The following is a 12,839-nucleotide window of genomic DNA, read 5'->3' as shown; positions in this document are numbered from 1 at the left end:
CGCTGGCAAGCCAGCTCCCACAGGGTCCTTCACATGATTTCGAATAATTCGTTACCAGTTCCGACGCGCAACCGATGCAACGCCCCATGCCCCACCTGCACCTGCAGCAACTGCTCCCTCGGCAACCCTCGGGCCCGGGCCAGCAACAGGCGCATCACGCCGCCATGGGTCACCAGCAACACCCGTTCGCCAGCATAGGTGGTTTGCAAACGCGCCAGGCTGGCCAGCACGCGCTCGGAGAAGTCAGTCACCGGCTCGCCACCCGGTGGCGTGAAGGCGTAAGGATCCGCCCAGAACCGCCCCAGTTCGTGTTCCTGGTGCTCCATCAGTTGCAGCGCCGTACGCCCTTCCCATTCGCCGAAATGCAATTCCCGCATCCCCGGTTCCAGCGCCAGCGGTAAGGCAAGCTCCCCGGCCAGGCGCTCGGCGAACCGCGCACAGCGCTGCAGCGGCGAACTGACCAGCCGATCCCACGGCCCGCCACCTTCAACCGCCGCCTGCATCTGCGCCCAGCCCTGTTCGGTCAAGGCGTCGTCGAGGCTGCCGCGAAAGCCGCTACCCAGTTCGGTCTCGCCGTGACGCAAGAGGTCGAGGATCATGCCGGCCGATCCGCCACCGCCGCTTCGGCGAAGGTCGCCATCTGTCCGTGCAGGTCACAGGCCAGGCGCAGCAGCGGCACCGCCAGCGCCGCACCGCTGCCTTCACCCAGACGCAGGCCCAGCTCCAGCAGCGGCTCGCCTTCCAGCTCGGCCAGCACACGACGATGACCCGGCTCGGCACCACGGTGACCAAAGAACAACCAGGCCCGGCACGACGGATTCAAGCGCACCGCCAGCAATGCCGCCACGGTGCAGATAAAGCCGTCCACCAGCACCGCGACACCTTCCTGGGCACAGGCCACATAGGCGCCCGCAAGTGCAGCGATTTCCAGCCCGCCGACGTGCAGCAATGCCTGCCACGGGTCGCCGGCGATCCCGTCATGCTTGCGCAGGGCCGCCTCGATCACTTCGGCCTTGTGGCGCACACCGGCCGCATCCAGCCCGGTGCCGGGGCCGCTGAGCTCGACCGCCGCACAGCCCAGCAAGGCGCACGCCAGCGCGCTGGCTGCCGTGGTGTTGCCGATGCCCATCTCGCCACCGATAAACAACCGCGCCCCGGCCTGCACCGCACGCAAGGCGCTGTCACGACCGCCCTGCAGGGCGCGCTCGCCCTGCTCCACCGTCATGGCCGGCGCTTGGGCAAAGTTGGCGGTACCCGGCGCGATACGCAGGTGACGCACGCCTGGCAGATCGAGGCCGAGATTTACCGTCCCCAGGTCCACCACTTCCAGACGCGCATCCAGCTGGCGAGCGAGCACGCTGATCGCCGCGCCGCCACTGACGAAGTTGAGCAGCATCTGCCCGGTGACTTCCTGCGGATAGGCGGAGATACCCTCGGCAACCACGCCATGGTCACCGGCAAAGATGCTGATCCACACTTGGTCCAGCGTTGGCTTGAGCTGCCCCTGCAACGCTGCCAGCTCAACCGCCACCTGCTCCAGCCGCCCCAGAGAGCCGGCCGGCTTGGTCAGTTGCTGCTGGCGCGCGAGGGCCTCGGCGCGTATCTGTTCGTCCGGCGCGCGGCATGGATCGAGCCACCAGGCGTGGGTCATGATTGGGTTCCTTTGAGATAGAGCGGCAGGCCGGCGACGGTGAGGATCACCCGCTGGCAACGTTCGGCGACAGACTGGTGCAACCAGCCGGCCTCATCGACATAGCGCCGGGTCAGTTCACCCAGGGGCACCACGCCCAGGCCGGTTTCGTTGCTGACCAGGATGATTTCCCCCGGCAGCTGGTCCAGGCATTCGAGCAGCGCATCGCGCTCGGCCGCCAGGCGCGCGGGGTCTTCGAGCATCAGCAGGTTGGTCAGCCACAGGGTCAGGCAGTCCACCAGCAGGCAGCGGTCGGCGGCGGCATGGGCGCGCAGTACCGAAGCCAGGGCCAGTGGCTCTTCGATCAGCGCCCATTCGGCGGGGCGCCGCTCGCGGTGCAGTTGCACCCGGGCATTCATTTCACCGTCGAGGGGTTCGCTGGTGGCGATATAGGTTACCGCCAGGCCGCTGGCCTGGGCACGTTGTTCGGCCAGGCGGCTTTTGCCCGAACGGGCGCCACCGAGAATCAGGTTGAGCATGTCAGTCGAGCCCGCAGAGTTGACGAAGGTGCGCCGGGTCCAGGTGCAGGTCGACCAGGTCGGCAAGACGCTCGATATCCCGCTCGCGCAGGGCGTGGTAGTCGATGCGCTCGACCTGTTCGAGCCCGGCCCAGCGCAACAGCGCGGCACAGGAGTCGGGGGATTCGAACAGGCCATGGAGATAAGTGGCGAGGATCTGGCCGTCGGCGCTGATGGCGCCGTCGTCGCGACCGTCGGCCAGTTTCACAGCCGGACGCTCCAATGCCGGCCCCTCGGTGACGCCGGCATGGATCTCGTAACCGCTAATCGCCGCCTGTTCCAAGGTCAGCCTGCCACGGACATTGCGCAGCTGCTTGTGCGCCTCCAGCACCGTCGAGTAGTCCAGCAGCGCCAACCCCGGGCTGCTCCCTGCGGGCCCTTCCAGCCCCAGCGGATCATGCACCTCATGGCCGAGCATCTGCAGGCCGCCACAGATTCCCACCAGCTTGCCGCCATAGCGCAGGTGGCGGGCAATCGCCTGTTCCCAGCCGCGCTCGCGCAATTGCGCCAGATCACCGCGCACGCTTTTCGAGCCGGGCAGGATGATCAGATCGGCCGGCGGAATCGCCTCGCCCGGGCCAATGAATTGCAGGTCCACCTGGGGATGCAGGCGCAGCGGGTCGAAGTCGGTGTGGTTGCTGATCCGCGGCAGCACCGGAACGATCACCTTGAGTACCTGCGCCGCCTTGGCGCCCTGGCGGCGGTCGAGACCATCCTCGGCCTCCAGGTGCAGGTCCATCACGTAGGGCAGCACGCCCAGTACCGGCTTGCCGGTGCGCTCTTCCAGCCAGTCGAGGCCGGGCTGGAGCAAGGCGATGTCACCGCGGAAGCGGTTGATGACGAACCCCTTGACCCGCGCCTGCTCGCTCGGCGACAGCAGTTCCAGGGTACCGACCAGATGGGCGAAAACCCCGCCGCGATTGATATCGGCAACCAGGATCACCGGGCAATCCACCGCCTCGGCAAAGCCCATGTTGGCGATATCGCCGGCACGCAGGTTGATCTCGGCCGGCGAGCCGGCACCTTCCACCATCACCACGGGATACGCGGCACTCAGGCGCTGGTGCGAAGCGAGCACCGCCTGCATGGCGATGGCCTTGTAGTCGTGATAGGCCACCGCATTCATGCTGGTGACCGCGCGGCCATGGACGATGACCTGCGCCCCGGTGTCGCTGTTGGGCTTGAGCAGCACCGGGTTCATGTCGGTATGCGGCTCCAGCCCGCAGGCCTGGGCCTGCACCGCCTGGGCCCGACCGATCTCGCCGCCGTCTGCGGTGACCGCGCTGTTGAGCGCCATGTTCTGCGGCTTGAACGGCACCACGCCGACGCCCTGGCGTTTCAGCCAGCGGCACAACGCAGTGACCAGGGTACTTTTGCCGGCATCGGAGGTGGTGCCCTGCACCATCAGGGTGGTCATGGCTGTTCCTTGCGGTAGGCGGCCAGCGCAGCGGCCAGGCGTTGCCAGTCGGCTTCGTCGGCAGGCAGGCCGAAGCGCAGGCCCGGAGGGTGGTCGAACAGGCGCAGGAGAATGCCGCGCCGCGCCATGAAATCGTGGAACAGGGCCGCCTGGTCGTGGCGCAGGTACTGGAACAGGTCACAGCCACCGGCGGGCGCCAGGCCGGCGGACGCCAGCAAGGCGGCGAGACGGGCGCTGGCGATGGCGCAGCGTTCGGTCTGCACGCGCTGGCTTTCACTGTCGGCGAAGCTCGCCTGCCCGAGGACCCGGGTTGGCCCGCTGATCGACCAGGGCCCCAGCTCTTCCGCCAGGGCGCGCAACAGCGCCGTTTCGGCCAGCACGAAACCGAGGCGCACCCCGGCCAGGCCGAAGAACTTGCCGAACGAACGCAGCACGATCAGCCCCGGTCGCTGGCTGAACGCAGCAATACTGTGGGCCGGGGTGTTGTCCATGAAGGCTTCGTCCACCAGCAGCCAGCCACCCCGCCGGGCCAGGCGCTCATGCCAGCCAAGCAGGGTTTCCGGGCCGAACAGACGTCCGGTGGGGTTGTTTGGGTTGACCAGCACCAGCACGTCGAGATCATCCAGCCGCGCCTCTACCTGATCTTCGCTCAGCTCCGACAGATGATGCCCGGCCCGGCGCCAGGCAGCGGCATGCTCGGCATAGCACGGCGAAACCACACCGACGTTGCCTCGCGCCCGCAAGCGCGGCAGGGCCTGGATCGCCGCCTGGGAACCGGCCACCGGCAGCAGTGTGCTGACGCCGTAGTAGGCAGCGGCGGCCTGCTCCAGACCATCATCGGTCTCCGGCAGGCGTGCCCAGGCGCGCAATGGAATTTCGGGAACCGGGAAGGCCCAGGGCGCGATGCCGCTGGACAGGTCCAGCCAGTCCTCGCGGGGGATGCCGTAGTGTTCGATCGCCCGCAGCAGGCGGCCACCGTGTTCAAGCATAGAATTCCGCTCCCAGGCACAGCAGCAGCAACCACAGCCACACGCCCTTGCAGACCAGTTGCCAGCCGCGCTCGATGGCGCCGGCGTCCGCTGGCGGGCCTTCGCCGAGTTGCGGGCGTTCGTGCAGCTCGCCGTGATAGACCGCCGAACCACCCAGTTCGACACCCAGCGCACCGGCGCCGGAAGCCATCACCGGCCCCGCATTGGGGCTGTCCCACTTCGGGCCCTGCTGGCGCCAGCACTTCAGCGCCAGACGGGTTTTGCCGAGCAGCGCGTAGGTCAGCGCCACCAGCCGCGCCGGCACATAGTTGAGGACATCGTCGATCCGCGCCGCCGCCCAGCCGAAGCGTTCGAAACGCTCGTTGCGGTAACCCCACATGGCGTCCAGGGTGTTGCTCAGGCGATAGAGCACCACGCCCGGCGCGCCGGCGATGACGAACCAGAACAGCGCGGCGAATACCGCATCGCTGCCGTTCTCCAGCACCGATTCGGTGGCAGCGCGGGCCACGGCGGTCTCATCGAGTTCGGCGGTTTCCCGGCTGACCAGGTAGCCGACCCGCTTGCGCGCCTCGTCCAGGTCGCCGCCGCGCAGGGCATCGGCCACCGGCTGCACATGCTCGCCAAGGCTGCGCAGGCCAAGGGCGCAGTACAGCGCGAGAATCTCCACCAGCCAGCCGATATAAGGCAACCAGGACAGCGCGGTCGCCAGCAGGGTCAACGGAATCACCGCAAGGAACCAGGCCGTGACACCATGACTGCGCCAGCCGCGCCCACCGGAATTGAAGCGTTGCTCCAGGCGCCCGGCGAAACGGCCGAAGGCCACCAGCGGATGCCAGCGCCGCGGCTCGCCCAGCAGCGCATCCAACGCTACCCCGGCCACGGTCAGCAAGGCCACACTCATTCGGCTTCTCCCCATTGGTTTTCAAACAGCATGTCGGCCAGCGGCCGGGGCGTGGTCCAGCCTTCCAGCGCGAGCATCGGCGCCGGATAGAACTCATGGACCGGGCCGAGGCAGAGTATCGCCAGCGGCTTGGCCCCGGCGGGCATGTGCAACAGGTCGGCCAAGGCCTGCGGATCGAACAGCGACACCCAGCCCATGCCCAGGCCTTCGGCGCGGGCGGCCAGCCAGAGATTCTGGATCGCGCAGGACAGCGAGGCCAGGTCCATCTCCGGCAGGGTGCGGCGGCCAAAGATATGTGCCTCGCGCTTGTCCATCAGCGCCGCCACCAGCAGTTCGGCGCAATCGTTGATGCCCTCCACCTTGAGTTGCATGAACTCGTCGGAGCGCTGGCCGAGGGCCTCGGCGGTGCGCAGGCGCTCGTCCTCGACCAGGGCCTGGATACGCTGGCGCAACTCGCGCTGGGTGATGCGGATAAAACGCCAGGGCTGCATCAGGCCGACGCTGGGTGCCTGGTGCGCCGCCTCGAGCAGGCGCGCAAGCAGCTCCGGCGCCACCTCGCCACCACTGAAATGACGCATATCGCGACGTTCGCCAATGGCCCGGTAGATGGCCGCACGCTCGGCCTCGCTGTAGGTGTGCTCGTTCATGGCGCCAGCAGCGCCGCCAGCGCAGCGGGATTGGACGGAAAGTAGAAATGCACATAGGAGGCCGTCAGCCGGCCGATGCGGTACACCGCTTCCGCGCCGCGCCCGCCATTGGGGCTCTGGCCCCGGGCGATGGGCTCCAGCGCGGTGCTGGTTAGGGAATGGTGATAGGTATGGCCGCGCAGCGTGCCTTCCGGCAATTCCACGCTCTGCAATGCCAGGGCGGCAAGGCGCTTCTGCATGTTCGCCTCGCCCGGCAAGAGGCCGGCCAGCTCGGCCCGTTCGCCGGCGACGTCGGTCAGGGCTTCGAGCAAATAGAGCATGCCACCGCATTCGGCCAGCAGCGGCTTGCCGGCCTGGTGATGGGCACGGATCGCCGCCAGCATCGGTGCATTGGCGGCCAGGGCATGGTGATGCAGTTCCGGGTAGCCGCCCGGCAGGTAAAGGCTCTCGGCGTCCGGCAGTTCATCATCATGGATCGGTGAGAAGAAGCGCAGCTCGGCGCCCATCTCCCGCAGCAGGTCGAGGCTGGCGCCATAGGTGAAGGCAAAGGCTTCGTCACGGGCCACGGCAATGCGCACGCCTTCCAGCATGGGTTCGATGTGCCGGGGAGCGGGCTGCTCGAAGGCCACGGGCGGCGGTAAGGAGGACTGGCAACTATCGCCCAGGGCCTTGGCGGCAGCGTCGAGGCGCAGGTCGAGGTCGGTCAGTTCGCTGGCCTGGACCAGGCCGAGGTGGCGACTCGGCAACTCGATCCCGGTTTCCCGGGACAGGCCGCCGTACCAGCGCAAGCCTTCGGTCAGGCTGCCTTCGAGCAGTTGTGCGTGGCGCAGCGAGCCAACGCGGTTGGCGAGCACGCCGGCAAAGGGCAGGTCAGGCTGATAACGGGCCAGGCCCAGCGCCAGGGCACCAAAGGTCTGGGCCATGGCGGTACCGTCGATCACCGCCAGTACCGGCACGCCGAAGTGACGGGCGAGGTCGGCGCTGGACGGCGTGCCGTCGAACAACCCCATCACCCCTTCGATCAGGATCAGGTCGGCCTCGCCTGCCGCTTCCCAGAGCAGGCGCCGGCTTTCCTCGGCACCGACCATCCACAGGTCGAGCTGGTACACCGGGGCGCCGCTGGCCCGTTCGAGGATCATCGGGTCGAGGAAGTCCGGGCCGCACTTGAACACACGGACCTTGCGCCCCTGGTTGCGATGCAGGCGGGCCAGGGCGGCAGTGACGGTGGTCTTGCCCTGGCCGGAAGCCGGCGCGGCGATCAGCACCGCCGGGCAATGCCGGGTGTCGCTCATAGTTCGACGCCCTTCTGCGCGCGAATGCCGGCCTGGAACGCGTGCTTGACCATGCCCATCTCGGTGACCGTATCGGCCAGCTCGATCATTTCGTCCTTGGCGCCGCGACCGGTAACGATCACATGCTGCATCGGCGGGCGGGCCTGGAGGTCGGCGAGCACGCTGTCGAGGTCGAGGTAGCCGTGCTTGAGGGCGATATTCAGTTCATCGAGCACGACGAAACCGATCTGCGGGTCGCGCAACAGTTGTCGGGAGACGTCCCAGGCGGCCTCGGCAGCGGCGATATCGCGCTGGCGGTCCTGGGTTTCCCAGGTGAAACCTTCACCCATGACGTGATAGCGCACCTGCTCGGGAAAGCGCCGGAAGAACAGTTCCTCGCCGGTGGCATTGCGGCCCTTGATGAACTGCACCACGCCGCATTGCATACCGTGGCCCATGGCCCGGGCGAGCATGCCGAAGGCCGAGCTGCTCTTGCCCTTGCCGTTTCCACTGAGCACCAGCAGCAGGCCGCATTCGTTGGGGGCATTGGCGATGCGCTCGTCGATCACCGCCTTCTTGCGCTGCATGCGCGCCAGGTGGCGTTGGTCACGTTCGGGGGATTCGCTCATCGGGGGTCTCCGCGGGCCGCTGACGCCAAGCGGCGACAGCTGAGGGGATGGGGGCACGGAGGGACGCGCTGGCACCGGGCGCAAGGGCCCGGAGAACCGCGCACCACCCGCCGTGGTGCCGTTGACTGTTTGCAGGCCGGTCTCCGGGCTCACGAGCGGATCGCCAGGCGATCCTGACCGGGCGCCTTCCCGGGTTCGAACACCCAGTGGCCATGCGCGGTCTTGACTCGATTTACCGTTGCGGGGGCAGCGCCGGAGTCGCACCGGCTTCCCTGTTTCACCCGGTCGACCTTGCAGTCACGGGGCACCTGAAACACGTCGCGAAGGTTAGAGGGTTGGGCCCGGAGCGTCAATTGGAGACACCCATCACATTGCGACCAACGGCGCAACTTTCACGTTGTGCCACACTCCAAGCCAGTGATATCACATTGCCATGATTTTTCGCTGTAGCTGTAGCTCGTACAACAATGACCAAGGAGAGCAGCATGCAAGGCCTGATCATCAATAATCCTCGCCTGGAGTTCCTGCGTCCGGCACTTGAACGCTGGGGCGAATGCATCGAACGTTTCAACCAGACCCTGGGCGACAACGAAGGTCCGTACTGGCAAGGGATGCAAGGCAATCTGGGACTGTTCTCGGCGGCGCTCTGGCAGGCCGAGCTGGTGAGCTTGCAGGGTTACCAGAGCAAGAAACAGCGGGATGAAGGCGACCGCGGCGCGCACTGCGACCTGCTGATCGCCAGCAAGGATGAATCCGCCTACCTGCACGCCCAGCAGCGCTGGCCCAGGGTCGGACGCCTGGACCTGGACGGGGCGCTGCAGGAGACGGCCACGCAGGCCAAGGCCATCGCCTATCCGAGCCAGTTGAAGATCGCGGCACTGTTCGTCAGCCCGAGCAAACTGGGGCAGCATGCCAGCCCGGAGGAGTTGCAGGACCTGGTGGACGATCTGCAAAAGCACACCGCCTGTGCGATTGCCTGGTGCTTTCCGTATGGGTATCGCAAGTTGCATGACGAGGTGGGGCAGTACTATCCGGGAGTGGCGTTGCTCCTGAAGCAGGCCTGAAATACTTTGGGCTGCCTTGGAGCGGTCCCCGGTAATTGAACCTCCCTGCATGATTCAATCTCTGACTTCTTAGGATCTTCCCCCAAGGAGTCAGACCATGCCCACCCTGCGCCTCGCCATCCTGCTGGCCATCACCACCGGCCTGACCGCCTGCGGCGAATCCGCCCGCCTCCAGGTCACGGATGGCAGCGGCCCTTCGCCGAAATTGCCGGAGCCGAACAAGACCCTGATCCCCACGGTGAACATCGCCCCGGCGGTGGGCTGGCCCGACGGCAGCACGCCCAAGGCGGCCCAAGGCACGCGGGTGGCCGCGTTCGCCGATGGCCTGGACCATCCGCGCTGGCTGTATGTCCTGCCCAACGGCGACGTCCTGGTGGCGGAAACCAACGCGCCGGAGAAGCCCGAGGACAGCAAGGGTATCCGCGGCTGGGTGATGAAGAAGGTCATGGCCAAGGCCGGCGCCGGGGTACCCAGCGCCAACCGCATCACCCTGCTGCGCGATGCCGACAAGGACGGCGTGGCAGAAACCCGCACGGTATTCCTCAAGGACCTCAATTCGCCCTTCGGCATGGCCCTGGTCGGCAATGACCTGTACGTTGCCGATACCGACCGCCTGCTGCGCTTCAAGTACCAGGAGGGCGCCACCTCGCTGAATGGAACCGGCGAGCCGATCACCGAGTTGCCGGGCGGGCCGCTGAATCATCACTGGACCAAGAACGTGATCGCCAGCAAGGACGGCAGCAAGCTCTACGTCACCGTCGGCTCCAACAGCAACGTGGCCGAGAACGGCATGGACAAGGAAGAAGGACGTGCGGCGATCTGGGAAGTGGACCCGGCCACCGGCCAGCACCGGATCTTCGCTTCCGGCCTGCGCAACCCCAACGGCCTGGCCTGGGAGCCGCACAGCGGACAGCTATGGACCGCCGTGAACGAACGCGACGAGATCGGCAGCGACCTGGTACCCGACTACATCACCTCGGTGCAGGACGGGGCCTTTTATGGCTGGCCCTACAGCTATTACGGCCAGCACGTGGATGTGCGGGTAGACCCGCAGGACGCCAACCTGGTGGCCAAGGCCATCGCCCCCGACTATGCGGTCGGCCCGCATACCGCCTCGCTGGGCCTGGCCTTCGCCGAGGCCGGGGCACTGCCGGCGCCGTTCGACCAGGGTGCGTTCATCGGCCAGCATGGCTCGTGGAACCGCAAGCCGCACAGCGGGTACAAGGTGCTGTTCGTGCCGTTCAATAGCGAAGGCAAACCTGCGGGTAAACCGGTGGACCTGCTGACGGGCTTCTTGAACGAAGATGGCAAGGCCATGGGCAGGCCGGTGGGCGTGGTCACTGACCAGAGGGGTGGAGTGCTGGTGGCCGACGATGTGGGGAATGTGGTTTGGCGGGTGAGCAGGGCTCAGTAATGGAGGTTGTCTGTACTGGCCCTATCGCTGGCAAGCCAGCTCCCACAGTGACCGCGTACCCTGTGGGAGCTGGCTTGCCAGCGATGAGGCCATCAGCCCCACCAAGAACCTACGGGTTGTGCGCCAGATGTGCAGGCGCCATCAACACCCGCTTCGCATTCAGGTAAGACTTCTGCCAGTAGTTGTTCGACAGATAGTCCAGCCGCACCGTCCCACCGGTCGACGGAGCATGCACGAAGCGCCCTTCCCCGACGTAGATGCCAGCGTGGTTCACCTGGCTCGCACCGTTCGTCGCAAAGAACACCACATCCCCCGATTGCAGCGCATTACGCTGAACGTCCGGGGCACGCATGACGATCATCTCGCGAGTCGAACGTGGCAGGGAAATACCTGCCGCATCGCGGTAGACATAACCGATCAGGCCACTGCAATCGAAGCCGGAATCCGGCGTGTTGCCGCCCCAGCGATAGGGCGTGCCGACCAGGCCAAGCGCGCGGAAAAGCACGTCCTCAGCGGCTGGCGAGTAGCTGATCTGGGCAGGAACATAGGCCGGCTGGACCACCGGGGGCGGGGTCGGAGCCTGGCTGGAGCAGGCACCGAGCAGTGCTGCCAAGGACAATACCGCTGAACGCGCCATCATCGTCTTCATCAGAACATCCTGTCTGAAGGAGCCCGGCGCGGGGCCGGAATAAGTGGTGAGAAATCAGATTAGACGTTTTCTGTAAACACGCACGGCGACTAGCTTTTCAGCATAGTCGCCGTGTGTCTGACACCGCTGCGAATCGCTTAGTTGCGCGAAAGTGTCGTGGTCGCTGCCGGCGGCGCCAGGGCCAGGGCGCGTTTGGCCTCGATGAAGGTCTTGCTCCAGTAGCGATCACCCAGGCTGTCGATCCGCACACCACCGCTGCGGCGGCTGCTGGAATGGATGAACTGGTTGTCGCCCAGGTAGATGCCGGCATGGCTGACGCGCCCGCGACCGTTGGTGCTGAAGAACAGCAGGTCACCGGGCTTGAGGTTGTTGCGCGAGACCAGCGGCGCATCGACGTTGATCATCTCGCGGGTCGAACGCGGCAGGGTCATGCCGGCTTCCTCGCGGAACAGGTAACCGATGAAGCCGCTGCAATCGAAGCCCGACTGCTCGGAGGTGCCACCGAAGCGGTAGCGGGTACCGATCAGCGACATGCCGCGCTCGAGGATGCTGTCGGCCAGGGCGGGCAGCTGGTAGGACTTGCTGCTGGAGAATTGTTCCAGATCCTGCTCGGTAGCCAGCTCTTCCTCGAAGACGGAAGTCTCGACGGAGGACTTGGTAGCGGACTTGGCGGAAACGGAGAAGTGATCCTGCTGTTGTGGGGCCGGGCTATGGGCCGCGCAGCCAAACAGCAGCGTCACGAGTGCGAGGGGCACGAGGGGTGCGAAGCGATTCAGCATGGGCACGACCGTGTCTTGAATTTGATGAAGTCGCGACTATGCCTTCTATCGATTCGATTTGCAAATTCAATCGAAAAAAATGTGACTTTTATGTGCGGCAGGTCAAGGACGCGGTTTACCAGCCCAACGTTTCCTTCAGGAAGGGGATGGTGAGCTTGCGTTTTTCCTGCAGGGAAGCCTGGTCCAGGCGCTCCAGCAGGTCGAACAGCGCACTCATGCTGCGAGTACCGCGGGTAAGGATGAAATGCCCGACTTCATCGGTCATGTGCAGGCCACGGCGAGACGCGCGCAGTTGCAGGGCGCGCAGTTTGTCTTCGTCGGACAGGGCGCGCATCTGGAAGATCAGGGCCATGGTCAGGCGCGACTTGAGGTCGGGCAGCTTGATCGGCAACTCCCGCGGCGAGGCGGAAGCCGCCAGCAACAGGCGTCGGCCGCTGTCGCGCAGGCGATTGAAGAGATGGAACATGGCCTCTTCCCACTCCGGCTTGCCGGCGATCACATGCAGGTCATCGAGGCACACCAACTCGTACTGCTCCAGATGATCCAGCAGTTCGACACCACGATCGAGCAGTTGCGCCAGCGGCAGGTAGACGGCGGGCTCGCCCAGTTGCTCGAAACGCAGGCAGGCGGCCTGCAACAGATGAGTGCGCCCTACCCCCTGCTTGCCCCACAGGTAGATCAGGCTCTCGGTCCAGCCGGCGTCGGCTTCGCAGAGTCGCTCGACGTAGCCCAATGCTGCGGCGTTGGCACCCGGATAGTAGTTGATGAAGGTGGCGTCATCGCGCAGACGCACACCCAGGGGCAACTGGATCGGTTTCATGCTGGCTGGGCGGTCGCGAGGAACCGCAAAGGGCCCTTGGTAAAAGTTTGC

Annotated in this window: 14 protein-coding genes and 1 riboswitch; of the genes, 2 read left to right on the top strand and 12 right to left on the bottom strand. The window is 66.0% G+C overall.

Features of this window, described 5'->3' with window-relative positions; genetic code table 11:
• Window positions 1-29: 29 nt before the first annotated feature.
• From cobC to cobO, 9 genes are read right to left on the bottom strand one after another with little or no spacing between them, the layout of a single operon-like run.
• On the bottom strand, window positions 30-599 hold the full coding sequence (gene cobC, locus N7650_RS09450) for an alpha-ribazole phosphatase family protein (RefSeq protein ID WP_279897967.1): 570 nt from the start codon (window positions 597-599) through the stop codon (window positions 30-32).
• A complete protein-coding gene (gene cobT, locus N7650_RS09445; protein WP_279897966.1) occupies window positions 596-1,651 on the bottom strand; it encodes a nicotinate-nucleotide--dimethylbenzimidazole phosphoribosyltransferase in 1,056 nt (351 codons plus the stop codon). Before cobT ends, cobC begins: the two co-directional genes overlap by 4 nt.
• Window positions 1,648-2,169, bottom strand: coding sequence for a bifunctional adenosylcobinamide kinase/adenosylcobinamide-phosphate guanylyltransferase (gene cobU, locus N7650_RS09440; protein ID WP_009407407.1), 522 nt, complete (start codon window positions 2,167-2,169; stop codon window positions 1,648-1,650). The genes cobT and cobU overlap by 4 nt, the downstream gene beginning before the upstream one ends.
• Window position 2,170: 1 nt before the next feature.
• On the bottom strand, window positions 2,171-3,625 hold the full coding sequence (locus tag N7650_RS09435; protein ID WP_279897964.1) for a cobyric acid synthase: 1,455 nt from the start codon (window positions 3,623-3,625) through the stop codon (window positions 2,171-2,173).
• Window positions 3,622-4,614 (bottom strand): threonine-phosphate decarboxylase CobD, encoded by a 993-nt coding sequence (cobD, locus tag N7650_RS09430; RefSeq protein ID WP_279897962.1) that lies wholly within the window; start codon window positions 4,612-4,614, stop codon window positions 3,622-3,624. The genes N7650_RS09435 and cobD overlap by 4 nt, the downstream gene beginning before the upstream one ends.
• Window positions 4,607-5,515, bottom strand: coding sequence for an adenosylcobinamide-phosphate synthase CbiB (cbiB, locus tag N7650_RS09425; RefSeq protein WP_064305009.1), 909 nt, complete (start codon window positions 5,513-5,515; stop codon window positions 4,607-4,609). Before cbiB ends, cobD begins: the two co-directional genes overlap by 8 nt.
• The gene (gene bluB, locus N7650_RS09420) at window positions 5,512-6,162 is read right to left on the bottom strand and encodes a 5,6-dimethylbenzimidazole synthase (RefSeq protein ID WP_009407398.1); all 651 of its coding nucleotides are present in this window, start codon (window positions 6,160-6,162) and stop codon (window positions 5,512-5,514) included. Before bluB ends, cbiB begins: the two co-directional genes overlap by 4 nt.
• Complete coding sequence (locus N7650_RS09415; protein ID WP_009407396.1) at window positions 6,159-7,454, bottom strand: cobyrinate a,c-diamide synthase; 1,296 nt, start codon at window positions 7,452-7,454, stop codon at window positions 6,159-6,161. Before N7650_RS09415 ends, bluB begins: the two co-directional genes overlap by 4 nt.
• Window positions 7,451-8,062: a cob(I)yrinic acid a,c-diamide adenosyltransferase gene (gene cobO / locus N7650_RS09410; RefSeq protein WP_009407394.1), complete on the bottom strand. Its 612-nt coding sequence runs from the start codon at window positions 8,060-8,062 to the stop codon at window positions 7,451-7,453. The genes N7650_RS09415 and cobO overlap by 4 nt, the downstream gene beginning before the upstream one ends.
• 116 nt (window positions 8,063-8,178) lie before the next feature.
• A riboswitch (cobalamin riboswitch) is annotated at window positions 8,179-8,389 on the bottom strand.
• Window positions 8,390-8,547: 158 nt separating this feature from the next.
• Between cobO and N7650_RS09405 the strand changes: the two genes are divergently transcribed.
• Both N7650_RS09405 and N7650_RS09400 read left to right on the top strand, forming a co-directional pair.
• Window positions 8,548-9,126 carry a hypothetical protein gene (locus N7650_RS09405; protein WP_064305012.1) on the top strand — a complete coding sequence of 193 codons (579 nt, stop codon included), beginning with the start codon at window positions 8,548-8,550 and terminating at the stop codon, window positions 9,124-9,126.
• 97 nt (window positions 9,127-9,223) lie between these two features.
• On the top strand, window positions 9,224-10,540 hold the full coding sequence (locus tag N7650_RS09400; RefSeq protein ID WP_279897960.1) for a sorbosone dehydrogenase family protein: 1,317 nt from the start codon (window positions 9,224-9,226) through the stop codon (window positions 10,538-10,540).
• Between the two features lie 109 nt (window positions 10,541-10,649).
• Here the strand turns inward: N7650_RS09400 and N7650_RS09395 are convergent, their stop codons facing one another.
• The 3 genes from N7650_RS09395 to hda form a co-directional block, all read right to left on the bottom strand.
• Complete coding sequence (locus tag N7650_RS09395) at window positions 10,650-11,180, bottom strand: C40 family peptidase (RefSeq protein ID WP_037062343.1); 531 nt, start codon at window positions 11,178-11,180, stop codon at window positions 10,650-10,652.
• A gap of 146 nt (window positions 11,181-11,326) precedes the next feature.
• On the bottom strand, window positions 11,327-11,968 hold the full coding sequence (locus N7650_RS09390) for a C40 family peptidase (RefSeq protein WP_279897959.1): 642 nt from the start codon (window positions 11,966-11,968) through the stop codon (window positions 11,327-11,329).
• 115 nt (window positions 11,969-12,083) lie between these two features.
• Window positions 12,084-12,788, bottom strand: coding sequence for a DnaA regulatory inactivator Hda (gene hda / locus N7650_RS09385; RefSeq protein ID WP_009407385.1), 705 nt, complete (start codon window positions 12,786-12,788; stop codon window positions 12,084-12,086).
• Between the last annotated feature and the right edge of the window lie 51 nt (window positions 12,789-12,839).

The sequence above is a fragment of the Pseudomonas sp. GD04058 genome, from assembly GCF_029836855.1.
In the GTDB taxonomy this organism is placed as follows: Bacteria; Pseudomonadota; Gammaproteobacteria; order Pseudomonadales; family Pseudomonadaceae; genus Aquipseudomonas; species Aquipseudomonas bharatica.
Note: the sequence above shows the minus strand (reverse complement) of the source record. Positions and strands in the feature narration are given on the sequence as shown.

Coding starts and splice junctions, on each gene's coding strand:
- cobC (WP_279897967.1), bottom strand. CDS start 599: ATGATCCTCGACCTCTTGCGTCACGGCGAGACCGAACTGGGTAGCGGC.
- cobT (WP_279897966.1), bottom strand. CDS start 1,651: ATGACCCACGCCTGGTGGCTCGATCCATGCCGCGCGCCGGACGAACAG.
- cobU (WP_009407407.1), bottom strand. CDS start 2,169: ATGCTCAACCTGATTCTCGGTGGCGCCCGTTCGGGCAAAAGCCGCCTG.
- N7650_RS09435 (WP_279897964.1), bottom strand. CDS start 3,625: ATGACCACCCTGATGGTGCAGGGCACCACCTCCGATGCCGGCAAAAGT.
- cobD (WP_279897962.1), bottom strand. CDS start 4,614: ATGCTTGAACACGGTGGCCGCCTGCTGCGGGCGATCGAACACTACGGC.
- cbiB (WP_064305009.1), bottom strand. CDS start 5,515: ATGAGTGTGGCCTTGCTGACCGTGGCCGGGGTAGCGTTGGATGCGCTG.
- bluB (WP_009407398.1), bottom strand. CDS start 6,162: ATGAACGAGCACACCTACAGCGAGGCCGAGCGTGCGGCCATCTACCGG.
- N7650_RS09415 (WP_009407396.1), bottom strand. CDS start 7,454: ATGAGCGACACCCGGCATTGCCCGGCGGTGCTGATCGCCGCGCCGGCT.
- cobO (WP_009407394.1), bottom strand. CDS start 8,062: ATGAGCGAATCCCCCGAACGTGACCAACGCCACCTGGCGCGCATGCAG.
- N7650_RS09405 (WP_064305012.1), top strand. CDS start 8,548: ATGCAAGGCCTGATCATCAATAATCCTCGCCTGGAGTTCCTGCGTCCG.
- N7650_RS09400 (WP_279897960.1), top strand. CDS start 9,224: ATGCCCACCCTGCGCCTCGCCATCCTGCTGGCCATCACCACCGGCCTG.
- N7650_RS09395 (WP_037062343.1), bottom strand. CDS start 11,180: ATGATGGCGCGTTCAGCGGTATTGTCCTTGGCAGCACTGCTCGGTGCC.
- N7650_RS09390 (WP_279897959.1), bottom strand. CDS start 11,968: ATGCTGAATCGCTTCGCACCCCTCGTGCCCCTCGCACTCGTGACGCTG.
- hda (WP_009407385.1), bottom strand. CDS start 12,788: ATGAAACCGATCCAGTTGCCCCTGGGTGTGCGTCTGCGCGATGACGCC.